Raw genomic sequence first — 24,223 nt, forward strand, 5'->3', positions numbered from 1 at the left:
CATGAAGATCCGACTGCTCCGACTTGTCCTGCTGCTTACTGCCGGGTATCTGCCCGCATTGGCGCAACTTACTCCCAGGAACATACTGCTCAGCAAGTATGACCTGGAAGCGGTAGAAGCATCGCTGAAAGGCCCCGGCGAGTGGCACCCCTACCCGCAAACCCGGCAGGAATGGGAAAAACAGGGCGACCCGGCAAGCCTGGACAGCATTGTAGCCGCAGGCGAGGCTGCAATGCAGCAGCCGGTACCTGCGGTTTCAGCGGCATTGCTGCTCGACTTTGTGCGCTCAGGCGACCGTACCCGGCATGCCGGTGCTTCGTTTGGCAGGAGAAATAACCTGATGAACCTGGTGCTGGCAGAGTCGGTAGAGGGAAAAGGTCGTTTTATGGACGCGATCGTGGACTATGTGTGGGCAATATGCGAAGAAACCTACTGGGGCGTACCGGCACACCTTAGCGTACAAAAAGCGAAAAACGGATTACCCGATACGGAAGATCCCACGGTTGATCTTTTCGGGGCGGAGACTGCCGCAGTACTTGCGCTCACCGACTATTTCCTGGGCGAAAAGCTGGATCAGGTTTCTCCACTATTGCGCAGGAGGATGTATGTTGAAACCAATAATAAGATATTCAATGCACTGGAAAAGCCCGACAGATACAGCTGGCTGAGCAAGAAAAACCAGGTGAACAACTGGAACCCGTGGATCGTCTCCAACCTGGTTACTACAGCCCTGCTACTGGAAAAAGATGCAAAAAAGCGGGCCGGATATGTATACCAGTACATGGGATTCCTGGATCTATATCTGAACAGCCTGGGAGAAGACGGCGGCTGCGATGAAGGCCCGAGCTACTGGTTTGCGGCCGGCGCAAGTGCCTATGACGTACTCGAATTGCTCGAAAGCGCCACGAGCGGTAAAGTGAACGTGTACGATCATGCATTGATCCGGAACATGGCTGCCTACGTATACAAGGTTCATATTGCGGGCGATTACTTCGTCAACTTTGCCGATGCGGATCCCAAGCTCAAACCCGACGGACTGATGCTGTACCGTTTCGGAAAGGCTGTGGACGATCCTGCGTTGCAGCGCTTCGGGGGCTGGGCTTACCGGCAATTTGGTGCCATGGTGGGAGGAACCGGATTTCACCGTCCCAGAAGAATAAATAATTTGCTGAGTGTAAAAACGCTGCAAACAGCAAATTTGCCGGATTTCACTCCGGTCCGGGATGCCTGGTTACCCGATATAGAAGTGATGACTGCGCGTGCCGGGAATGGATTGTACCTGGCTTCGCACGCCGGGCACAATGCCGAAAGTCACAACCATAATGATGTAGGCGACTTCATTGTATATGCCGACGGCGAGCCGGTGATCATTGATGCGGGCCGCGGCAACTACACGGCACGAACTTTCTCCTCCCAGCGCTATAACCTGTGGTTTACGCAATCGCAATACCATAACCTGCCCATCGTGAATGGTAACGGACAGCCTGCCGGGAAAAACGCCAGAGCAAAAGATGTGAAATATAATCTTTCCGGTAACAGATCGACGCTGGCCATGGACCTCACGCCTGCATTCGTACCTGAGGCGGGCGTTGTTTCCTGGAAACGGCAAGTCACGCTGGACCGGGCGAAGGGCCACGTGGAGGTAGACGAGGATTATGCATTGAAGCAGCAACCAGATTCTTTGCAGCAGGTTTTTATGACGGTATGCGAGGCGGACATCCGGGAGCCGGGAAAAATCGTACTGACAACTTCCGGTAAAAAGCGGGTTCAGGTCACTTATGACGCCAAACGCTGGTCAGCGGCCACGGACTTTCCCTCTACCGAAGGCATGGAGTACAGCAGCTTCAAAACCAAATGGGACGGCCGGCCGGTACAGCGGATCATACTGCGAAGCAAAACACGTCCGGCAAAAGGCAAGCACCGTTTTGTAATATCAAAACTATAAAAGCTGCTGGCCGGTAAAACACGAAAAAGATGTCTGAACAAATATCAAGAAGGGATTTTCTGATCAAAACAGCTGCTGCCGGTGGCGCACTTCCTTTTTTACCTCCTATCACCTGGCCTGAAAAGGCAGGTGATATGCCGCCGATCAGTATATTTTCAAAACATTTACAGTTCCTGAACTACCAGGATATGGCAGAAATTGCCAAAGAACTTGGCTTCGACGGCATCGACCTGACCGTAAGACCCAAAGGGCACGTGCTGCCGGAAAATGTGGAAAGCGACTTACCCAAGGCGGTGGACGCCATGAAAAAAGTAGGCTTTACGCCTTCACTTTTCTGTACAGCAGTAGAAGATGCGTCCAGTCCGATCGACAGAAAAGTACTGGAAACCGCCTCGAAGCTGGGTTTTAAATATTACCGGATGAACTGGTACAAATACCCCGACCAATCCGGGATACCCCAGGCGCTGGAAGGTTTTCAGGCAAAAATGGCAGGACTGAGCCAGCTCAATGCAAGGCTGGGTTTGAATGGGTGCTATCAGAATCACGCGGGGCGTATGGTAGGTGCGTCTATGTTCGAGATATGGGATATTTTGCAAAAAACAGATCCAAAAAACATGGGAGCCCAGTACGACATCCGGCATGCAACACTGGAAGGCGGACTGTCGTGGCAAACGGGCTTTAACCTCATCCGTCCACGCATTAAAACCATTGTGCTGAAAGATTTCATGTGGGAGAAGAACAATGGAAAGTGGGCACCGAAGAGCGTTCCGCTGGGTGAAGGAATGGTTGATTTTGCAACTTATTTCAAGCTTATAAAGGAAAGCGGGTTGAATGTGCCTGTTTGCCTGCATCTTGAATATCCGCTAGGCGGCGCTGACCAGGGTGCATTTCAGATCACGGTGGATGAAAAAGTAGTGTTCGACGCCATGAGACGTGACCTGGCGAAGGTAAAGGAACTCTGGACGCAAGCTTAGTCAAAAATTAACTTAATAAGTTTTTAAGCTCCGTAACTCCTTTCAGAGTTTCTTTTTCCAATTTAAATTTTTGCAAACTTTCTAAGCCCTCGTGTAATCGGATTCGTACTTGCGTTGTTGATTCTTCACGTAATATTCTTACACTCTCCGGAGAAACTAAAAACGTTATTATATTGTCAATTCTCATGGCCCATATTGACTTTTCTAGCAACATAATCCAGAGTTGGCTTTTTTTTACATAAATAAAAAGCGCATCAACTAGAAAATGTATATCATCAATTTCCGGCTGCATATACCCATCATAAATTGCTATTAACATGCTTTTTACATTTGGATCGCCTTCTTCGGAATTAAAGTACCATTGAGCACTTTGAACACCGTGTAGCCTCAGTATTGTGGCAGTAAATACATTCTTAACTATTTGGTCAGACTCCTGATCCAGGGCCAGCTGAATTGAAGAAATACTTTCTAAATCTTTCATTGCTAAGATTGCTCGTGCAGCAGCTATACGCTGTCTCCTAGATTTACCAAGCAAAGTGGCTCTGATATTAGGCAGAAGTTCATAGCAGCAAGTTGCCGCAGCAGCATTTGCTATGTGAGTAGGAAGAATATTTGCTTTGCCTGCTGCTATCGTTAACTCCTCAGAGGTAACAATGACAGCAGCATTCTTTTCATTAAAAACCTTTACAGATTTCATTCGCTTTCCATTATGACTTAAAATCAAAATCATCGGAAACGTGAGTAATTAATTTTGTGTTCTACCTGAAATTAATATGCATACAATTAGTCAGGCTTCCATTTAAAAATTTTTCAATCCCGGCGGACAAGTCAATCACTGGCAATGAAGGAGCTTTATACTAACTGCACTTTTTATCTTCGAATGTCATGACACTTTCCATTGTTTCGGATCAAATATATGATAGTGAACCATACATTGCTCCCTGCTTAAAGCAAAATACCTCCTTAAAATCCCTTTTCCCGCGATAATTGACTAAGTTACCGGCGCAAAAAACGCTTAAACCTAATATCATGTCTTCAAGAATTCTGAATGTCGGACTGATTGGCTTCGGCCTGTCGGGACGGTATTTCCACTCCCCTTTCCTGAGTACCAACCCGGGTTTTAAGATCAAAACGGTGGTGGAACGTACTAAGAACGAGGCCCAGGAATTTGATCCCGAAATCGGTAATGCGCGTTCCGTCGACGAACTGCTGAGCGATGCTTCCATTGATCTGGTCTTCATTTGTACACCCAATGATACGCACTTCGGGTATGCACTCGATGCGCTCGAAAACGGCAAACATGTAGTTATTGAAAAACCGTTTGCCAATACCGAGGACGAGGCCCGCCAGCTGTTTGACCTGGCTGCAGAAAAGGGGCTGATCCTGACTGCCTACCAGAACCGTCGCTGGGACTCGGATTACCTGACGATCAAAAAGCTGATTGAGGATGGAAAGCTGGGCGACGTTGTGGAGTATGAATGCAGGTACGACCGTTTCAGACCGGTAGCGGTGGCCGCTAATTCCTGGAAAGAACAGGCTGGCAGCGGATATGGTAATTTTTACAACCTAGGCCCGCACCTGCTCGACCAGGCGCTGACGCTTTTTGGGGACCCGCTCACTGTGACCGCAGATATCCGCACCATCAGACCGAACAGTGAAATAGACGATTATTTTGATGTGCACCTGGCATATGCAGACAAGGTGGTAAACCTGAAATCGAGCCTGATGGCCTACGAGAATTTCCAGCGGTACATGCTGCATGGTACCAAGGGATCGTTTGTAAAAGGCGGCCTCGATCCACAGGAAGAAAACCTCAGAAAAGATATCCTCCCTACACAAAAGCCGTGGGGTGAAGAGCCTGAAAACCGCTGGGGAAGGATTTTTAGTGATGAATATACAGGCATTGTCAAGAGCGAAGCCGGTGATTATGCACCCTTCTACCAGAATGTGTACGACGCCATTGTAAACGGAGCAGCGCTGGCTGTAAAGCCTGCTGAAATTATCCGTACCACCCGCGTGATTGATCTGGCATTTCAGAGCAGCTCGGAGCGGAAGGTGCTGAATTACTAATCCCTGCAGTACCCAAAAAAGAAAATGTCAGCTCCTGGTGGAGCTGACATTTTCTTTTTCTTTTTCCTTAACGCTGAGTTATTTGTTCACTACGGCAGTTACCTGGCGCTTTGTCTCGGTAGAGATCGAGAAAGGCTTGGTAGAAACTTCACTACCGTTATTGATGATAAAGCTGTAGTTACCGTCTGCCAGGTTCGACAGGTCGAAAACTTTGGAATAATTTTCTGATTTCGGTAGGCTGGTGATGTACACGATTTCACCATTGAAATCCTTGATAGTCAGTGAAGATTTTTCCTTTACGTTGTCAAGCGTAAGCTTGAATTTCAGCTCGCTTGATGAAACAAGTTCGAGTGAAGCTGTATTTTCCTTGTTCTTGTCGGCGGCGATTGTCAGGTTTGCAACAGATACACCTACCAGAACTGCGATTGTCAAAATTGCCTTTTTCATAGTACTAAGAGTGTTTTAAATGTGCTCGAAAAAAATTTCTTTATTGTACTTTTCAGATATACATCTGTTTTTCTCATCATACGCTGTAAAACTGCTCGGCTAAGTCTTTCTGCCATCGTTTTACATATCAAAAGTACATCTAAAAGCAGATACGTGTCAATACGCACGAAATCAGCGATGTAAAGTTCTTTTGGATGTGATGTAACTATATTGAAATAGTTATATGTTTATCAACAAAGTACAACAAGTCGTTTGAAATTTGCCACTTGGATTAGAAAAGTACAATTAGTACTTCATTGTACTTTACCCATAATAATGAGACTTTTAGGAGCCTGAATGCAAAATGACAAAACCGGGATCAGGCAGGATATGCACACAGGCAATCAGATGCGGGTTCAGGCGGCAATAAAACTATGGCTATTTTAAAGTATTTTCATCGTCAGGGCGTCTGCCTGAATGATCACTACCCGAAAACCTTTGTCACAAAGCAAGCCAAATATCATTCAAACCGTGCGATCGTACAGCAAACAGCTGCTGGGCTTCATACGCCAGCGCGTGAACACGGATGAGGATGCCGAAGATATTTTGCAGGACGTATGGTATCAGCTCAGCAATGTACCCGAGCTGGACGCCATCGAGCAAATTGGCAGCTGGCTGTACCGGGTGGCCCGCAACCGCATTGTTGACAAGTACAGGAAACAAAAGCCCGAATCGCTGGAAGATTTCGGCTACGAGGATGAGGACGGGATGTTCAGCTTCAAGGAAATTCTGCTCGCGGACGATACCACGCCGGAGTCTGCCTACCTCAAAGAACTTTTCTGGGAGCAGCTAACGCTGGCACTGGGCGAGCTGCCTGAGGAGCAGCGGCAGGTATTTGTATGGAATGAGCTGGAAGACGAAACTTTTCAGCAGATCTCGGACCGTACCGGGGTGAACATCAAAACATTGATTTCAAGGAAAAGATATGCAGTAATGCACCTTCGGGAGCGACTGCTAAGCTTATATCAGGAATTTGTAAATAATTAAATTTGTCCGTCATGGAGCAGCGAAATTCAAACAGGAGGCGATTCAGGATGATCCCGGTGTTCATAGCAGGGGCTGTACTGGTGATGGGAGCAGTGGTACGCTTCCTGTGGAACGCCGTTTTGCCCGACGCCGTAAATGCCCATCCCATTACGTACTGGCAGGCAGTCGGCTTGCTGGCTTTGTGCCGCATTCTTTTCGGCGGCTTCGGGGGCAGGCCCGCCGGCCCGCCGCGCTGGGGTAAATGGGGGAACAGGAATGGGATGGAAGGCGGCTTCGGCGGACCATTCCGTAATAAATGGATGCACATGACAGACGAGGAGCGCCAGCGTTTCAAGCAGGAAATGCGCCGACGGTGCGGCGGCAAACCACCGGAAAACCGGTAAACAAGGAATGTCGGGTTAACTACAATTAATTTTCAAAAAATTTAAAGTAAAACACACATCCGGACGTCAGTTAAGTTAAAGGTTCCAGTCAATGTCAACCAAAAAAACAGACGCCATGTCATTTCAGATCTTCAAAGTAATCATCGCCGGAATCGTTGCGGGGGTAGTCCTTTTTGCCATTCCATTTCTTTTGTTCAAGCTCTTCTTTCTTGTGCTCTTTCTCGGATTTTTGTTCCGGATTATCGCGGGACGCGGGTTCCGCCGCCACCGCTTTCAGCCCTGGCAGGATGATGCTGACGATGCCTATGGCGCTACCAGGCTCAGTCCTTATGAAGGAAAGGACAGGCTGAGGGATCCGTTTAACAACAACCCTAAATACATCTGATCATGAGACGAAGCACCAAATTTCTGCTGGGTGTCGCGGTGGCACTGGTTACTGCATCGGGCCTGCAAATCGCATGGGGAGACCGGTATCATCACCAAAGGTTCGGAGAGCGGCACCGGGGTTGCGGGTACCATGGCGGCTGGGAGCGATTTCATGAAAGGCCGGCACAACCTGCCCCGGACTCTGGCAGGTAAATAGTTTATATTTTACGAAAAAACAGCAAACACAATGTGTAACAGATATGGAAAACGTGGCTTTGGAATGCGCCATAGGGGATTTGGGCAATCTTATGAAGGAGGTGGCCGCTTTTACAAAGTTCCGGTGAATATTATCAAGAATGCAGACAGTTACGAACTGTATGTATTCGCGCCTGACCGTGCGAAAGAGGATTTCAAGATCACGATCAGGGATATGGAGCTGACTATTACCTATGATGCAAGAAGTGCCGCGACAGAAAACCGTAACTGGATCAGGCACGAGTTCAGTAAAACTTCTTTTGAAAGAACATTCCTGATTGACCATACCGTGGATGCTGCCGGAATAAGCGCAGCGTACACCAATGGAATCCTTCAGATTACACTTCCCATCCTACCGGGTTCCGACGCGCCGCCTCAGGAAATTACTGTCATTTAATTAAAGATCCTCTGCCCCAAAGCAGAGGATCTTTGTTATTCGGACTTAACGATCCGTTGTTTTCCGCGAAAGTCGACGATTGTTGCTTCTGAAACATAGCTGGGCAGGAACAGCTGCCGGGTGCATTGTGATAAAAAGGATGACCCGTAATGCAGCTCTTCCCTCCTGCTTTTTCCATTTTTGAATTTCAGCAGGGCGGCCGATTCTCCCGGCAGCAATGCAATGGACCGGGCCGGCGCATTCACCTCGTGAAATCGGAGGGAATCACGGTTTTGAGAAGTGACTACCAGCCGGTTACCCGCAGCGGAAGCCAGTGTTACCATTGCCTTTGCATTTCCGGGTACCGTGTAGCCGCTGTTGCCTGGCATGATGGGTGCAAAAGAGCCTTTTCCGCTTCCTTTCAGCATTAATCCATAAAAGGCATCGTACCTTCCTACGGATACTTCGGAACCATAATCGTTGCCGCAGAGCAGCACATCAAGGTTGCCGTCATTATCAAAATCATCCGTCAGCATACCGAAAATCGGGGCAAACTGCGCCTGTACCGGCAGCTCATGCAGCCTGAACTTGCCATTCCCCAGGTTTTCTACATAGCTGCTTTTCATCCAGTTAGCGGATACATGCAATGCATCTTTGAGCTCTTCCGGCTTGAAAATCTGCGGCAATGTAGCTTCTGCAAATTTGCCATACTCCTGAAAACGCTGCCGCACCTGAATTACCTGCTTGCCAAGATCATCCCGGGTATTGTAGGGAAACTCCTTGTAGGTATCATCGCTTGCCTTGTAAAAGACAGTAGGGATGGCATCAAAATAACCATCGTTGTTAAAATCCTTGGCATACATGCTCACTGGCCGGCTGGCCGAGGCGCGGCTGAGCGAATTCAACCCGAGATTACCGGCCATATAATCCATATCGCCATCGTTATCGAAATCACCCGAACTCAGGCTTGTCCACCAGCCTTTGTTGTTTTCCAGCCCGGTTTCCGCCTTTTGCAGCTTTCCATTTACATTTTTAAAAAAAGTGAGCGGCATCCATTCTCCCGCCAGCAGCAGGTCTGTCCAGCCATCATGATCATAGTCAGTCCACAGTGCATCGCACACCAGCCCCAAGCCCGATAATGCAGGAGCCACAGCCGGGGTTACATTTGAAAAACGCACCTGACCATCTTTGCTTTCATTGCGAAGCACATAGCTGGATACCGGCATCGGGTACCGCCCCGATTCCACCCTGCCGCCAATAAAAAGATCAAGGTCGCCATCCCGGTCGAAGTCGGCAGCGCGCGCGCAGGAGCCATTGACCAGCAGGGCAGGCAATGCAGCACTGTCTTCTGCAAAGGCACCATGGCCGTCATTCAGGTACAACCGGCTTTTCAGTCCCGGCGATCCGGCCTGAATTTCATAACTTCCGCTGACAATATACAGGTCAAGGTCACGGTCATTATCTGCATCAAAAAGCAGCACACCCATATCCTCAGTCATTTTCGCCGGACCGTCTTCGCCTGGCAGCAAGTCCTGGGTTTTGAACTTTCCATTGGGCTGCTGGATCAGGAATCGGCCTTTCTGCTCTACGGCACCGCCTATAAAAACATCGTCCAGGCCATCGCCATTTACATCTCCTGCCGCGAGGGCCGGCCCGAACTGAGACATTTTGTGAGGCAAAAGTTTTTGAAGGTTAAAGTCAATGATATCTTTTTCCTCGTGACGGTATCCGGTTTGAAGACGGTTGGTAACATCTGTAAAAAGCGGAACCTGCGGATTGCTGCGGGCAGGCGGAGATGCTGCCGCATTTTTCTCAAAAACCGTAAGTACCTGATTAGCGGGAACATTGGTCAGGGTTTGGGAATTTCCTCCCGGCCAGGTTACCGTAACCTGCCTCACTGTTTTGACTTGTCCCAAACCAAAATGCAATACAGGCTCAATGGTAGACAGGTAGCCGCGATAGGGGGAGTTTTCGGCAACCTGCTTCCGGCCTTTTTCATCAACAATCTCCACCACCGCGCCAATTCCATTCCTGTTTTTGCGCTCTCCCTGAAATGTAATGCGCAAAAAGTTACTTTGATCAGGATGCTGCTGCACGCTGTTGTTGCGATACACCATGGACGAATCATTGATGTTGTTCACGACATAATCCAGGTCTCCATCATTATCCAGGTCAGCATAGGCAGCTCCGTTTGAAAAGCCCGGAAGCTCTATCCCCCACTGCTCAGTCACATCTTCAAACGACAGGTTACCCTTGTTGCGAAACGCAAAATTCCTGATCTTGATGGAAGGGATATAGTCCAGCATCATCATAGGCTCCATCACACTCACTACCTCATTCCGGTATGCAATGAAATCGAGATCCGTGATATCGCGCGGAAAACCATTGGTGATGATCATATCCCGGAATCCGTCATTATCAAAGTCAGTGACCATGGGAGTCCAGCTCCAATCGGTCTCGGCAATGCCACTCAGCAGGCCGATCTCACTGAAAACGGGCTCATGATGTTTTCCATCCGGGCTGCCCATATTAAGCTGCAAGGTATTGCGGGCCACCTGATACTGGTAGCCGAACAGGTCATTGTTCTGGTAGGTAACATAGCTGTTTGCCGGCGTCATCATTTTTTTGCGGCGGTTGGTAGCGGGCATCATATCCACTGCAATCACGTCCATGAGACCGTCATTATTGATGTCGGCCACATCATTTCCCATGGCCGAGTGCGATGTGTGCTTGAACGATACCGCTGCCTTGTCGGTAAAGGTGCCGTCGTGGTTGTTGATGTAGAGCAGGTCGTTGGTCAGGTAATCGTTGGTCACGTAAACATCTTTCCAGCCATCCTGGTTGATATCCGTCACATTTACCCCAAGCCCGTAGCCTTCAATGAGGATACCTGCCTCCCTTGAAACGTTGGTAAAAACAGGGTGTCCTGATTGTGCATTCCAGTCGTTCCGGTACAGCCTGTCAGTTCGCTTGGAAGACCCGTCTACGATCTTTTTGTGATACTTATTGGGAAAATTATTATCATCCATTTCATTGACAACCAAAAACAAGTCGAGGTCGCCATCATTGTCGTAGTCAAAAAACGCAGCATTGGTTGTGTGTGTAGTGTCTGCAATCCCATATGCCTTACCCATTTCCGTAAAGTGTGGGATGCCGTTTTTGTCCACTCCCTGGTTTACGTACAACAGATTCTCACGTTCGGCTGCCACCTTTCTTACTGAGGCACAAACATAAATATCCAGCAGGTTGTCGTTGTTGATATCCACCAGCGCAACCCCGGTGCTCCATTTATCCTTCGCTTCCACACCGGCCGCGTGGCTTACATCCTCAAACCGGAAGTCACCTTTGTTAAGGTACAGCTTGTTATCGACCGAGTTACCAGTAAAGTAAATATCAGGCAGACTGTCATTGTTGAAATCGCCCAGCGCCACTCCTCCCCCATTGTACACATACTCAAAGGCAAGAACGTTCATTGTGTCATTTTCCGCAATGCGGTTGGAAAAGGAAATCCCGGTTTCGTCCGGACTGAGCAGCGTAAAGGTTTTCAGCTCTTTGCGGCATGAGATCAGCATGCATACCGCCAGCAGGATGGGTAAAGCTTTGTTAATCGGCATTGTGTAACGGATGGTAAACAGAGACGGAATGAAACCAAACGAAGGAGGCAGCTACTGGCCACCTCCTTCGACGGATAATTCTTCAAACTGGCTTAGTAGCCAGGGTTTTGGATCAGCACATCCTTACCCAACAAATCGATCTGATCCTGTGGTATCGGAAGGTACTCGTTTTTGTTAGGGGTAAACTTGGCACCGCCCAATGCGCCGCTCAGCTTTTTACTTTCGTAAGAAAGGTAAGCATTGATGTCTTTCTCGGCAGTACCCCAGCGTACAAGGTCGAAAAAGCGGTGACCTTCGCCTGAGAGTTCGAGTTTCCGCTCAAAACGTACCGCTGCGCGGGCTTCATCTTTGTTGGTCCAGGGCGTTTTATATAGGCCAATTACATAGTTGGCAGCATTCTCGCCCGAAGACCTTTTAACAAAACTGGCCGGATTGGATGCGCGCTCACGTACTTTGTTTACGTATTCACGTGCTTTTTCCAGCGAACCAGCCTCTATTTCTGCCTCAGCGGCCATTAATAGTACATCGGCAAATCGAATGATGTTCACATTGATTGCGGTGTACCCCGGTGTCCAGGAGCTGTTGTCCTGCAATGAGCCTACGTCTGCTTTGTAATAGGCATATTTCTTGGGAGAATAGGGCCCTGCATTGGCCTGGTTACGAATCCAGTCATTTCCAGGATGGTCAATCCAGTCGAGGAAAGGAATACCCCGGCGGCCTACCGAGTGATCCAGGCGCGGGTCAACACGGCCTGCATCGGGCGTAAATGCATCTTTGGATTTAAGGCCCATATCCGTTTTCAGCTCATTACCGGAAGCATTGTACGAGCCGTCCAGCAGGGGCAGACCGTCGGCAGTAGTACGGAAAGAGTTGGCCAGCTCAAAACTTGGCGCAAAAAACCCGCAGCAGTTACCCGGACCGTTCGGGCCTGTATTGTAAGGCCAGTTAAGGTCAAAATCAGGGTTGGCATTATTAACGCTCCCTGTATTGGCAGCAGCTTGGATCGCAAATACCGACTCTTCATTGTTGTCATTTGCCGCTTTGAACGCATCCTGGAATTTGGCTACGAGCCCGTACTTTTTACCGTTCGTTGTCTTACCATTGGCGATCAGTGCGTCATAAATGGTTTTGGCATCGGCAAATTTTTTCTGGTACATATACACCTTCGCGAGGTATGCGCCGGCAGCCCACTTGTTTGTACGTCCTGCTACGGATTGTGTTTCAGGAAGGTTGGCGTAGGCAAACTGCAGGTCTGCTTCAATCTTCGGATACAGCTCTACATTGTTGACTACCTTTTCTATTCCCGTACCGTAATCCACAGACTCATCAACATAAGGTGTGTTGTTGAATCCTCTTTTCAGCTCGAAGTAGTAGTGCGCCCGCAGGAACCGTGTTTCTCCCTCAATCCGCTTCCGGTCGTCGGCAGTGACATCTTCTTTCGCATTGCCAAGCAGCCTCATCACCAGGTTGGCACGGGCCACTCCTTCGTACAAGCCACTCCATTTGTCGGCAATCACACCCTGGGTCGTCAGGTACTCAAAGCGCTGGATAGGATTGATGTCGCTGAAATCGCCCGGGTCGGTACCTTTGTTGGCATCTCCGCCGCGGATACTTCCCCAAACCCAGTTACTGGCACTCGCCATCCGGTTGGAACGGCCGTTCAGCTGACCATACACCGATACGAGCACACCTTCAATCCCCTTTTTGGTTGCCAGCTGCTCCTCGTCCAGCTGGCCGGTCACAGGTACTTCCAAAAAACTTTCCTTACAGGAGTAGCCGATCAGCATGATGCCTGCCAATAACAAAGCCCCTCCTCTTGATATCATATTTCTCATAGGTTGTTGCAATTCAATGTTTTTAACCGATTTCAGAATGGGTTCAGAAGCCCAGATTAATACCTACAGTGTAGCTCCGGGTGATGGGGTAGTTACCTACGTCTATCCCGAAGTTGGTATCCGCATTTCCGCCCACACCCGGATCAAGCCCCTGGTATTTGGTAGCCGTAAACAGGTTGTTAGTAGAGGCAAATACACGGAGCTTGGTCATTTTGATCCGGCTCAGGATTCCCGCAGGAAGTGTATATCCCAGGGTAATGTTCTGCATACGGAAGAAAGTACCGTTTTCTACATAGAAAGAATTGGACTGCGTATTGGTACTGAAATTGGAAGTACTTTCAAAAATAGGCGTGCTGGTATTGGTATGATCCGGCAGCCAAGAATCCTTCACGCGCGAACTCACGGCAGCACCTGTGAATGATGGATAAAAGTCTGTAAACCATTTGGAAACGTTGAAAATCTTGTTGCCGACAGAAGTATACATGTATGTTTCCAGATCAAAACCTTTGTAGGTCAGCTTGATGTTCATACCGCCTGTGAAACGGGGAACAGGACTGCCGAGGTAAGTACGGTCGTCGGCGGTGATTTTACCGTCGTTGTTGATATCCGCATAACGGAAACGGCCCGGAGCGGCACCATCCTGATCAGGAGCTGCATCCACTTCACCACGATCGTTAAACAAACCAATCACCTTGTATCCGTAGAAAGAGGAAATCGAGTGTCCTACCTGGTTCCTGATCGGGTTGATACCGCGGAAACCCGGGTTAACCGAAGTCAGGTAATTGAGTCCGGGAGCCAGGTACTCGATGTTGTTTTTCAGAACACCGGCCGTAAAATTCAGCTCGTAGCCCAGACTATTGGTGATATGACCGCGATTGATGATTTGCAAGTCAATCCCTTTGTTCAACATTTTACCTACGTTAACAGAAGGTGCTGCAGCACGGTAGCCCGCAGTAGCCGTGATAGGCACCGAAAACAACAGGTCTTTGGTGTCTTTCTCCCAGAAGTCGAGGATTATATCCAGCTTGCCCCTGAACAGCGTCGCGTCAATTCCGATGTTTTTGGTGATACTCGTTTCCCATTTGGCATTCGGATTTCCAATGCGGGTCCGGTAGTAACCCTCCATTGCGCTCGTGTTGGTTCCTGCCAGGTCATACGACGACTCTCCCAGGTTTGCCCCGTAAGTACTATACTGGTTATTTGGATCCACGTTGTTGGAGTTACCCATCAAGCCGTAACCACCACGGATTTTCAGGTCGGTGATAAATGGTATCGACTTCATGAAATTTTCAGAGGACACGCGCCATGCTGCTGAAAATGCAGGGAAGACACCGTACCGCTTGTTGGAACCGAATCGTGACGACCCATCGCGACGCATTACTGCAGTGACGATATACTTGTCATTGAAATTATAGTTAACCCGGCCAAACAGGGAGTAGAAATTGACACCTTTATAGAAGTCGCTGAACACCTGTTTCGAGCTGACATTGTTCATGTTGATATAATTGATATCATTCGAGAACGGATTCAACCCCGAAGCACTCAGGTTTTTACCACGGCCTGTATTCAATGCCTCCTGTCCTGCAAGCAGATCAATGCCATGCAGACCAAACTGCTTTTTAAAGTTTAAAGTATTGGTAAAAGTATACGCAAACCGATGTCCTGATCCCTCGTTATATCCGAACGCGGAGTTGTTTTCAGAGTTCTCATACTGCCACCTGTTAAAACCCCTGCTGGCGTAGTTCTGGTACTGGGCACCAATGCTCGACCGGAATGTCAGGCCCTGGATAACATCCACTTCTGCATAGAAGTTACCAAAACCATTTCCCGCAAAGCCCGTATTATTTGCAAGTCCGTCGCGGGCGGCCACCGGGTTGCGCGGGTTGTTGAAACCTTTGGCTGCCGTACCCGCATACCCGCCGAATTCATCATAAATCGGGATGATTGACGCCATGCGGAAGGCAGAAAGAATATCATTTTCGTCCGCAGCTACGCCCTGACCGCCGCCTCCGCCACCCTGGCCGAGTACCTGCAGAAAGGTAAACTGCGCATTCTGTCCGATTCTGAGGTTTTTCAATACATCAAATTCAGAATTGATGCGGAAAGCATAGCGTTTGAAGCTGTTGTTAAGCAAAATACCCTTCTGATCCTGCGCACTGAACCCAGCATAGAAGCGGCTCGCCTCGCCGCCGCCCGAAAACCCGAGCGTATGCCGCTGCAAAGGTGCTACACGCGTGATTGCATCGTACCAGTCTGTACCTTCCTTATTAGCCCGCACAACCTGATAGATTTTACCTACGGCCGGATTGATATTGTACTTATCGCGCTCTGCATTCAGATCAACGGTCCCGCGAACCCCGGCTGCTCCACCCACATTGATGTAATCCGGCAGCTCCGGCTTATCGCCTGACCCGTATTGGCCGCTTGCTACGTTGGTAAACTTGGGCAATGAGTCACCCTGAAATGCATCGTTGCGGATCGCCTGCCAGGTCCAGTCGGCTTGTTCCCGGGGATTGAGCATGTGCTGGCCCTTGCCCGGATTGGTCGCTCCGAAGAGCCCGTCGTAGGTAACGCTCAGCTTTTTGGCTTTCTTGCTCCCTTTTTTGGTTGTGTAAACGATTACACCGTTGGCAGCCCGCGCACCGTAAATGGAAGCTGCTGCGGCATCTTTCAGTACAGTGGTGGTTTCGATATCATCCGGGTTAAGAAAATCGGTTGAACCCGTAGGTACCCCGTCGACCACATACAGCGGCTCATTTCCTCCGAATGCACCAAAACCGCGAACACGGATCTGACTGGCGGTACCAGGCTGACCGTTGGTCACTACAGTAACTCCGGCCACGCGGCCTTGCAGCTGCTGCTCAACGTTACCGGACGGAGTTGCGGTCAGGTCCTTGGACTTGACAGTTGCTACGGCCCCGGTTGTTTCGCGGCGAGTATCAACCGTGTAACCCGTGACGACAACTTCTTCAAGACTGGAAATGTCGTCATCCATCCTGATGTTTAGCACGGTTTGATTGCCCACTGAGACCTCCATGGTTTTGTAACCCACGAAGCTGACAACCAGCGTTTCATTGTTGGAACGTACATCAATGGAAAAATCACCTTCACTGTTGGTGTTGGTGCCCGATTGTGTGCCTTTGATCACGACGGTTGCTCCGGGAATTCCGGTGCCTGCGATGTCGGTGATTTTTCCGGTTACCTTGCGATCCTGGCCGAAGGTGGCGAGAGCGACGAGACTGAAAAAGAACGAGAGGTACAAACTCCTCCCGGAGTCAGCGTAGATTCTTTTCATACATTTTAGTTAGGTTAATATTCGTTAAGCAACCAAATCTATCATTATTGAAACAATTTATTTACCTATCCAAACAAATATTTTTTTACGATGAAAAAATAGAACTATAACATGCTAAAAAAGTATCATTTGTAACCTTTTTTGATCATCTGTGTATTAATAGTATATTTCCGGACACATTTCTGCTGGTTACATGCTCAATTTTTACCGTTTTGTGCCTCCATTTACATGAAAACAAGCTTTTGGGTAGTCATTTTCCTGGTGGTAAGCCTCTACTCCTGTACCCCCGGAAGTGACCGGCAGGTAGCGGATACCAGTGCAAAAAAGTATTGTACAACCTGCCACAGTTTTCCCGAACCTGACATGCTCGACAAGCAGACCTGGGAAAATCATGTACTGCCTGCGATGGCGGAAAAGCTGGGGATTGAAGTCCTGCAGGGCAATATTTACCTGCATCATAAAACATCCGTTGTGGGTGTGAAGGAATGGAATGCGATTGTGCAGTACTACAAAACGCTCGCGCCTGACTCCCTCCCTTTGTCCCGGCCTGACACCCATCTGAGGGATATAAGTGCATTGTTCACCATCAGGAAGCCTCATTTACAATCCGAAACAGCCAGTAACACGACCCTGGTGGCCTTTGATCCGGCTCATCACCGGATTCTTTCCGGTAATGCATTTAATCCTTCCCTCAGTTTCTGGGATCGTAGTATGAGGAAAGTCCGGCAGGTGGATGTTCCCTCGCCTGCCGTGGCGTACCTGCCCGGAAAGCAACTGGTCACATGCCTGGGAGGCATGCAGGCATCCGATAAAACCATTGGCCAGATTGTAAAAGTACAGATGCGAAGTGAACCCGCTCTGTTCCTGGATAGCCTGATCCGGCCGGTACAGACGATCAGTGCCGACTTCAACAGGGATGGTTTGCCGGATTACCTGGTCTCAGCTTTCGGGCATAACCGTGGAGGACTATACGTTTTCACACAAAATGTTGATTTAACGTTTGAGCAGCGTTCTGTGCAGGAAATCCCCGGCGCCACGCAGTCCGTTGTCCGCGACTTCAATAGAGATGGCTGGCCTGATTTCATGACCTTATTTGCGCACGGAGACGAAGGTATCTGGCTTTTCATGAATGACCGGAAAGGCGGGTTCAGGTCCACCCGGATTTTGCGTTTTCCGCCTGTTTATGGGTCAAGCAGTTTTCAGCTGGCCGACCTGAATGGTGACGGGCTTGAAGACATACTTTATACAGCCGGTGACAATAGTGATTACTCCCGCATTCTGAAACCCTACCACGGCATTTACATTTATACCAATACCGGAGATCTGACTTTCAGACAAACGCATTTCTTCCCCATGCACGGATGCACCCGGGCCTTAGCTGGGGATTTTGATCAGGATGGTGACCTGGATGTGGCTGCTATTGCATTCTTTGCGGATTTCAGGCACGGCAGGCAGCAAACGTTCCTTTATCTTGAACAACAAAAAGCAGCGCAAGGCAATCATACTGACTTCATTCCGGCCACACTGCCGATCGGGCACGAGGGCAGGTGGATATGCATGGATGCCGGAGATTGGGATGGAGACGGAGATGAGGACCTGGTACTCGGCAGTTTTTCAAGAGGCTTCCTGAATCAGGACGACACCAGGCCCGACTGGAATGTGTATACTCCATTCATCGTACTGGAAAACACCTCGGCCGGAAAATCAACTAGTCGTCCCGCTTCCAGTCTGCCGGCAGCAAGGTAGAAAAACGGTCATTACCCAGGTCTCCGGCGATTTCCATTCCCATCGGCATGGATACCCAACCCTGGGGCGTGATCACCATGTAACCCTGCGGAAAGCTGATCTGGGAGTATGCAAAAGGCATATCATCGTAAGGAGAGCCGGTGCGTTTTTTGGTATTAAATACTTCGAGCTGTGTACGCGAAACAACCAGTCGCTCGGTGATAAGCTCACCAGGCACAATCAGGCGCGCGCCACGCACGGCTTCAATCCGGTTATGTAAATGATTGCTCAGCAGGTTCACCCCATTGGTAGTACGAACGCTTTTGAAAAGGCGCAGAGAATCGGGAATGACCTGGTACACCTTGAAACCCTGCTCGATAAGGCTATCCGCCACCATACTCGCAAGCAAATGTTTAAGTGAGCCCTGATAAGCGATCTTCTGGTTGGCGCGCCATAGTTTTTTCTGTAAACTATCCTTCGGAACAAGCAGCTCAAACCGGGTACTTCCGCCATAGTAGACCTTTCCCTGATAGAAATCAAAATCATCCAGATCCTGGTGAATGCGGTAGCCCAATGCATGGTTTTCAATAATCAGCGGCTTGGTTGTCTGGGCGCTGAGATGCCCGTTATCATCTTCCGAAATGCGCAGTGCCTCGGGATTTACAATGTTGCATTGCTTGGTAAAACGTGAGTTTCCAAGCAATTCGCGGGTAATGATTTTCAGGTTACGCTCGCGCTTCTTGTTCTTTTTTGCATAAACGGTCACCCCTTTCAGCTCCATACCTTCCACCAGCTTGAACATAACGGTTTTCAAACCCGGCTGCTCAAATCGCAGGGTCTGCCGCACGGTCTCGTACCCCAGGAACGAAACGGCAATTTCAATACTCCCGATCGACAATCCTGGCAGGCGGTAATTGCCATTTTCATCCGCATTGGTACCAATGGACGAATTGTTTACGAAAACATTGGCGAAAGGGAGCGGCTTGCCGGTTTTTCCGTCGGTAACCTTGCCTGCCAGGATTACGCCTGTCTCCTGCGCGAAGGTGCTAGTAGCCAACAACAGCAGGATCAGCCACAGAGCTGCACTTTTATAAAACCGGATATCAACCAATAATGGAAAGCGAAACATCAAAATCAAGCAACTACATTTTACCTTAAAGATAGTCAGGAGTTTGCCAAGCACAAATCAGCATGCTGCGATCCATGTTTGGCGTAATTCATTTTTGCAAAACAAAAAAGGCCGGCGTCCCTGGAACGCCGGCCTTCTGAAACCCTGACAAAAACTAGCTTAATGCCAGCTCTTGCCCTATTGCCTTCACTTTGTCTTTCAGCGAAGCATATACCGAATCAAAATCTTCATTCTTTTCCAAAGCTGCACGCACACCTACGTAGAACTTGATTTTCGGCTCAGTACCGGAAGGACGGCAAGTAAACTTGGTACCATCCTCAGTGAAAAACTGAAGTACGTTCGATGCCTCAATTCCCATTTCACCGGATGGGATAGCAGTTGTTGTCCCCGACCAGAAATCCGTTGTGGTAAGCGCCTTGTAATCGTCCATGCGGATGACCGGCGAGCCTGCGAGGGTCTTAGGCGGGTTGGCACGGAAATCTGCCATCATCTGCTGGATTTCGTCCGCCCCTGACTTACCTTTTTTCGTCAGCGAGATCAATCCTTCGTAGTAGAATCCAAATTGCTTGTAAATTTCCATCAGCATGTCAAAAAGGCTAAGCCCTTTGTCTTTGGCATATGCTGTGAGCTCTGCGATCATGGCGCACGAAGCAATTGCATCCTTGTCACGTACGGCATCCCCGATCAGGTAGCCGTAGCTTTCCTCACCGCCACCGATAAATTGCTCCACGCCTTCTTTCTCGCGGATTACCTGTGCAATGTACTTGAATCCTGTGAGCGTATTGTAGCATTTCACACCATACGCCTCCGCCATTTTGTCGATCAGGTCGGTGGTGACGATTGTTTTACAAACAAACTGAGTGCCTGTAAGCTTACCTGCATCTTTCCATGCATTGAGCAGGTAATAAATGAGTACACTGGCAGTCTGGTTACCGTTCAGCAGCTGAATTTCACCGTGGTGATTTTTCACGGCAATTCCTACTCGGTCGGAGTCCGGATCGGTACCCATTACGAGGTCTGCATCGATTTCACGGGCTTTATCAACCGCTTTGGACATCGCCTCACTTTCTTCCGGGTTAGGATAAACGACGGTCGGGAACTGACCGTTTCCTTTCGGCTCAGCCTGCTCTTCAATGACGGTTACAGACTCAAAACCCATCTTTTTCAGGAGAGCGGGTACCAGCGTAATGCCTGTACCGTGCAGTGGGGTATAAACGATTTTAAGGTCTTTCTGACGCTCCAATGCACCTTTTGAAATAGAAAGGGAAAGGATATGATCCATGTACTTTTCATCTACTTCCGATCCGATCCGGGTAATCCGGGAAGGATCACCGTCAAACTTTACTTCTTCAATGGAATGGATTGCATTGACTTCCGTGATGATGTTTACATCGTGGGGAGCAACTACCTGAGAGCCGTCATTCCAGTAAGCCTTGTACCCGTTGTACTCCTTTGGATTGTGCGACGCAGTTACTACCACCCCGCTGGTACATCCCAGCAGGCGGATTGCAAATGAAAGCTCTGGTGTAGGACGCAAACTTTCGAATAAGTAGACATTTATACCATTGGCTGAAAATATATCTGCAATGATTTTTGAGAATTCATCCGATTTAATGCGGCTGTCGTAAGCGATCGCTACACTTTTTTCCTGATCAGGAAATGTTTTGTTGAGATAATTGGCAAGACCTTGTGTGGCAGTACCTACTGTATACTGGTTCATCCGGTTGGACCCGATCCCGATCAGCCCGCGCAGCCCGCCGGTTCCGAATTCAAGGTCTTTGTAAAATGCATCCGTCAGTTCGGTATCGTTACCTTCATCGATCAGTTGCTGTATGGATTGTTTCGTATCTATATCATAATCACCATTAAGCCAGGTGTTTATTTTAGACATTACACTAGGTTCCAGTTGTGCGGCCATAATTAAGCAGAGTAGAATTGTTTATGTTAAATAATGTTGAGCCTGGGTTACGATTTGCTTGTTTCCAATGCTTCTTTTTCGGGCAGGGAAATGGTTTCTTTGGCTGTTTTATGGATCAGCTCGGCTACCAGGCCGGTCCAGCCGGTTTGATGGCTTGCACCGCAGCCCCGTCCGTTATCGCCATGAAAGTACTCGTAAAAGAGCACGTGCTCATTGAAGTACGGATCTTTCTGCATTTTCTGATCGTGGCCGTATACCGCCCGGTTGCCATCTGCATCCATTTTAAAAATGTTGATCAGGCGGCAGGCGATGGCCACCGCGGCATCTTTAATGGTACTGAGATTGCCGGAATTGGTCGGGTATTCGATCATAAAATCCTCTCCATAGTAGGAGTGGAATTTCATGAGTGAGTCAAAAATCAGGTAATTAAGCGGAAACCAGATGGGGCCGCGCCAGTTGGAATTACCTCCCATAATGTCGGTCAATGCTTCGGCAGGTGTGTAATCCACCTGTAAAACCTCCCCGTTGATATAGAATTTGTAGGGATTCTGCTCGTGGTATTTGGACAATGCGCGCACGCCGTAGTCCGATAGGAACTCGCTTTCGTCGAGCATCCGCTTCATGATCATCTTCATCCGGTGGCCGCGAAGAATCGAAAGAAGCCTGTTTTCACCTTTTCCGGATTCGTACCAGCGCGATATCAGACGTGCAAGGTCGGGACGATTGGCCAGTACCCATTCCACCCGGCGCTTGAAGATCGGCAGCTTGTCCAGATTCTGAGGATCAAGGATTTCGACCGCAAACAACGGAATCAGACCCACGATGGAGCGCACTTTCAGCAAGATACTCTGACCATTCGGAATGTGGATAACGTCGTAGTAAAACTGGTCTTCCTCATCCCAGAGACTGATCGACGAACTTTTCCCGCCGATGGACTCCATGGCGCCTGCAATGTGCAGGAAGTGCTCGAAAAACTTGGATGCCATATCCTGGTACACCGGGTGTACCAGCGAAACTTCCACTGCAATACGCAGCATGTTCAGCGTATACATGGCCATCCAGCCTGTCGCATCCGCCTGCTGCAGCTTACCGCCAAAAGGCATCGGCGTTGAACGGTCAAATACACCGATATTATCCAGTCCCAGAAAGCCGCCGCTGAAAATGTTGTTCCCCGTATCATCTTTCTGATTGACCCACCAGGTAAAGTTCAGCAGTAGTTTATGGAATATTTTTTCAAGAAACTCAATATCTCCTACTCCGTTATTCTGCTCACGGTCAATCTCATACACTTTCCAGGTAGCCCAGCCATGCACGGGCGGATTTACATCCGAGAAATTCCATTCATAAGCCGGAATTTGTCCGTTGGGATGCATATAGTATTCTCTCAGGAGTATTTCCAGCTGTCTTTTGGCAAAATCAGCATCCACCCTGGCAAGCGGCACACAGTGAAAAGCCAAATCCCAGGCCGCAAACCACGGGTACTCCCATTTATCGGGCATGGAAATGATGTTGGCCGCATACAAATGCTTCCAGCCCGAATTCCTGCCCCATTTCCGTCCCTGATTGGGTCCGGGCTGAGCAGGGTCGCCTTTCAGCCACTCGTATACATTGTAGTAGTAAAACTGCTTGCTCCACAGCATCCCTGCATACGATTGTCGCTGAATAGATTTCAGATCCGTATCGGCTACATCTTTCTGAAGATCGTCATAGAACTCGTCAGCCTCCCGGATGCGCTTTGCAAACGTATCTTCAAATCCGCCAAAAGGCTCTGAGGTAGAATGATTTACAAACCGTAAGCGGATCACCTCGCTTTCGCCCGCTTTGATTGTGCGGGTAAACCGGGCCGACGCCTTGGTTCCTATGTTGTTAGGGTTGACCGTCTGCGACTTTTTCCCGCTGACGATGTAGTCATTGATACCGTCTTTGGGATAGGACGTATTATTGGCCGTACCATACAGTTTCTTGAAATTGGTCTCATTTTCACAGAAAAGGAGCTCATCTGCATTGTCGAGGTACAGGTTGTACTTGCCATGCTTGCGATGCGTTACCTCGATGAGCCGGTTGGCAATTCCATTCATGATCGGCTTATAATTGAAAGCCTCATATCCCCACGACCAGGTATTGCGGAAAAGAATTGTCGGCAGCACCGTGATCGGCGCATCCTTGGTGCCGCGGTTGAAGATCGTCAGCTTCACCAGCAAATCTTCCTGATCAGCTTTGGCATGCTCAATGAAGATGTCAAAATATTCATTGTTGTCGAACACGCCGGTATCCATGATCTCATATTCCGGATCCTGCTTTCCGCGCCGCCCGTTTTCCAGCCGGAGCTTTTCATATGGAAATGCCTGCTGCGGATATTTGTACAGCATTTTGGTGTAAGAATGTGTGGGTGTACTATCCAGGTAGTAGTACATTTCTTTCACATCCTCACCATGGTTAGACTCCCGGTTGGTCAGTCCGAAAATCCTTTCCTTGATAATCTTATCATTATGGTTCCAAAAACCAAAAGAGAGGCATATATGCTGCTTGTTGTCGGAAAATCCGCCGATACCGTCTTCTCCCCAGCGGTAAGTTTTGGAGACGGCCATTTCATGGGTAATGTAATTCCATGCGTCGCCATTTCCGCTGTAATCTTCACGTACTGTACCCCACTGGCGCTCCGAAAGGTACGGCCCCCACTTTTTCCAACCCTTGTTATCTTTTTGCAGGCTTAATCTTACTTTCTCAGCTCCGTTTGCCATCAATCTTTTTTTTCGCAGGGAATGAATTTCGATATAAATCTACATTTTAAAAAGCACGGCAGTAAGCGCTTTTTTGCATTTTAAGTAGGCACAGGATATAAACCGTGCCAGCGGGCCTGACAGG

The 24,223-nt window shown here is 48.9% G+C and carries 17 protein-coding genes; 9 read left to right on the top strand and 8 right to left on the bottom strand.

What is annotated here, in order from left to right; translation table 11 throughout:
- Nucleotide 1 precedes the first annotated feature (1 nt).
- On the top strand, nucleotides 2-1,945 hold the full coding sequence (locus HWI92_RS13225) for a heparinase II/III domain-containing protein (RefSeq protein WP_204655821.1): 1,944 nt from the start codon (nucleotides 2-4) through the stop codon (nucleotides 1,943-1,945).
- Nucleotides 1,946-1,974: 29 nt separating this feature from the next.
- Entirely contained in the window at nucleotides 1,975-2,919 is a 945-nt protein-coding gene (locus HWI92_RS13230; protein WP_204655823.1) for a TIM barrel protein, read from the top strand.
- A gap of 7 nt (nucleotides 2,920-2,926) precedes the next feature.
- On the opposite strand, the gene HWI92_RS13235 is transcribed toward HWI92_RS13230, so the two are convergent.
- Nucleotides 2,927-3,616 (bottom strand): hypothetical protein, encoded by a 690-nt coding sequence (locus HWI92_RS13235; RefSeq protein WP_204655825.1) that lies wholly within the window; start codon nucleotides 3,614-3,616, stop codon nucleotides 2,927-2,929.
- Nucleotides 3,617-3,948: 332 nt separating this feature from the next.
- Here HWI92_RS13235 and HWI92_RS13240 point away from each other — a divergent pair, with 332 nt between their 5' ends.
- Entirely contained in the window at nucleotides 3,949-4,989 is a 1,041-nt protein-coding gene (locus HWI92_RS13240; protein WP_204655826.1) for a Gfo/Idh/MocA family oxidoreductase, read from the top strand.
- Nucleotides 4,990-5,067: 78 nt separating this feature from the next.
- On the opposite strand, the gene HWI92_RS13245 is transcribed toward HWI92_RS13240, so the two are convergent.
- Nucleotides 5,068-5,436 (bottom strand): T9SS type A sorting domain-containing protein, encoded by a 369-nt coding sequence (locus tag HWI92_RS13245; RefSeq protein WP_204655828.1) that lies wholly within the window; start codon nucleotides 5,434-5,436, stop codon nucleotides 5,068-5,070.
- 456 nt (nucleotides 5,437-5,892) lie between these two features.
- Here HWI92_RS13245 and HWI92_RS13250 point away from each other — a divergent pair, with 456 nt between their 5' ends.
- The 5 genes from HWI92_RS13250 to HWI92_RS13270 all read left to right on the top strand — a co-directional run bounded on the left by HWI92_RS13250 (nucleotide 5,893) and on the right by HWI92_RS13270 (nucleotide 7,863).
- Nucleotides 5,893-6,462 (top strand): RNA polymerase sigma factor, encoded by a 570-nt coding sequence (locus HWI92_RS13250; protein WP_229247918.1) that lies wholly within the window; start codon nucleotides 5,893-5,895, stop codon nucleotides 6,460-6,462.
- An 11-nt stretch (nucleotides 6,463-6,473) separates the two neighbouring features.
- Entirely contained in the window at nucleotides 6,474-6,845 is a 372-nt protein-coding gene (locus HWI92_RS13255) for a hypothetical protein (protein WP_204655830.1), read from the top strand.
- 91 nt (nucleotides 6,846-6,936) lie between these two features.
- Nucleotides 6,937-7,230: a hypothetical protein gene (locus HWI92_RS13260; protein ID WP_204655832.1), complete on the top strand. Its 294-nt coding sequence runs from the start codon at nucleotides 6,937-6,939 to the stop codon at nucleotides 7,228-7,230.
- 2 nt (nucleotides 7,231-7,232) lie between these two features.
- On the top strand, nucleotides 7,233-7,424 hold the full coding sequence (locus HWI92_RS13265; RefSeq protein ID WP_204655834.1) for a hypothetical protein: 192 nt from the start codon (nucleotides 7,233-7,235) through the stop codon (nucleotides 7,422-7,424).
- Between the two features lie 34 nt (nucleotides 7,425-7,458).
- Entirely contained in the window at nucleotides 7,459-7,863 is a 405-nt protein-coding gene (locus HWI92_RS13270; protein WP_204655836.1) for an Hsp20/alpha crystallin family protein, read from the top strand.
- A gap of 35 nt (nucleotides 7,864-7,898) precedes the next feature.
- On the opposite strand, the gene HWI92_RS13275 is transcribed toward HWI92_RS13270, so the two are convergent.
- The 3 genes from HWI92_RS13275 to HWI92_RS13285 all read right to left on the bottom strand — a co-directional run bounded on the left by HWI92_RS13275 (nucleotide 7,899) and on the right by HWI92_RS13285 (nucleotide 16,586).
- Nucleotides 7,899-11,456, bottom strand: coding sequence for a VCBS repeat-containing protein (locus HWI92_RS13275; RefSeq protein ID WP_204655838.1), 3,558 nt, complete (start codon nucleotides 11,454-11,456; stop codon nucleotides 7,899-7,901).
- Between the two features lie 92 nt (nucleotides 11,457-11,548).
- Nucleotides 11,549-13,291 carry a RagB/SusD family nutrient uptake outer membrane protein gene (locus HWI92_RS13280; protein ID WP_204655840.1) on the bottom strand — a complete coding sequence of 581 codons (1,743 nt, stop codon included), beginning with the start codon at nucleotides 13,289-13,291 and terminating at the stop codon, nucleotides 11,549-11,551.
- Nucleotides 13,292-13,334: 43 nt separating this feature from the next.
- Entirely contained in the window at nucleotides 13,335-16,586 is a 3,252-nt protein-coding gene (locus HWI92_RS13285; RefSeq protein ID WP_204655842.1) for a SusC/RagA family TonB-linked outer membrane protein, read from the bottom strand.
- A 228-nt stretch (nucleotides 16,587-16,814) separates the two neighbouring features.
- Between HWI92_RS13285 and HWI92_RS13290 the strand changes: the two genes are divergently transcribed.
- A complete protein-coding gene (locus HWI92_RS13290; protein WP_204655844.1) occupies nucleotides 16,815-18,332 on the top strand; it encodes an FG-GAP repeat domain-containing protein in 1,518 nt (505 codons plus the stop codon).
- On the opposite strand, the gene HWI92_RS13295 is transcribed toward HWI92_RS13290, so the two are convergent.
- The 3 genes from HWI92_RS13295 to HWI92_RS13305 all read right to left on the bottom strand — a co-directional run bounded on the left by HWI92_RS13295 (nucleotide 18,295) and on the right by HWI92_RS13305 (nucleotide 24,099).
- A complete protein-coding gene (locus HWI92_RS13295; RefSeq protein WP_204664533.1) occupies nucleotides 18,295-19,440 on the bottom strand; it encodes a carboxypeptidase-like regulatory domain-containing protein in 1,146 nt (381 codons plus the stop codon). The genes HWI92_RS13290 and HWI92_RS13295 overlap by 38 nt on opposite strands.
- A gap of 154 nt (nucleotides 19,441-19,594) precedes the next feature.
- Nucleotides 19,595-21,358, bottom strand: coding sequence for a phospho-sugar mutase (locus HWI92_RS13300; RefSeq protein ID WP_204655846.1), 1,764 nt, complete (start codon nucleotides 21,356-21,358; stop codon nucleotides 19,595-19,597).
- 47 nt (nucleotides 21,359-21,405) lie between these two features.
- Entirely contained in the window at nucleotides 21,406-24,099 is a 2,694-nt protein-coding gene (locus tag HWI92_RS13305) for an MGH1-like glycoside hydrolase domain-containing protein (protein WP_204655848.1), read from the bottom strand.
- Nucleotides 24,100-24,223: the final 124 nt, after the last annotated feature.

It is taken from the genome of Dyadobacter sandarakinus (assembly GCF_016894445.1).
Taxonomy (GTDB): Bacteria; Bacteroidota; Bacteroidia; order Cytophagales; family Spirosomataceae; genus Dyadobacter; species Dyadobacter sandarakinus.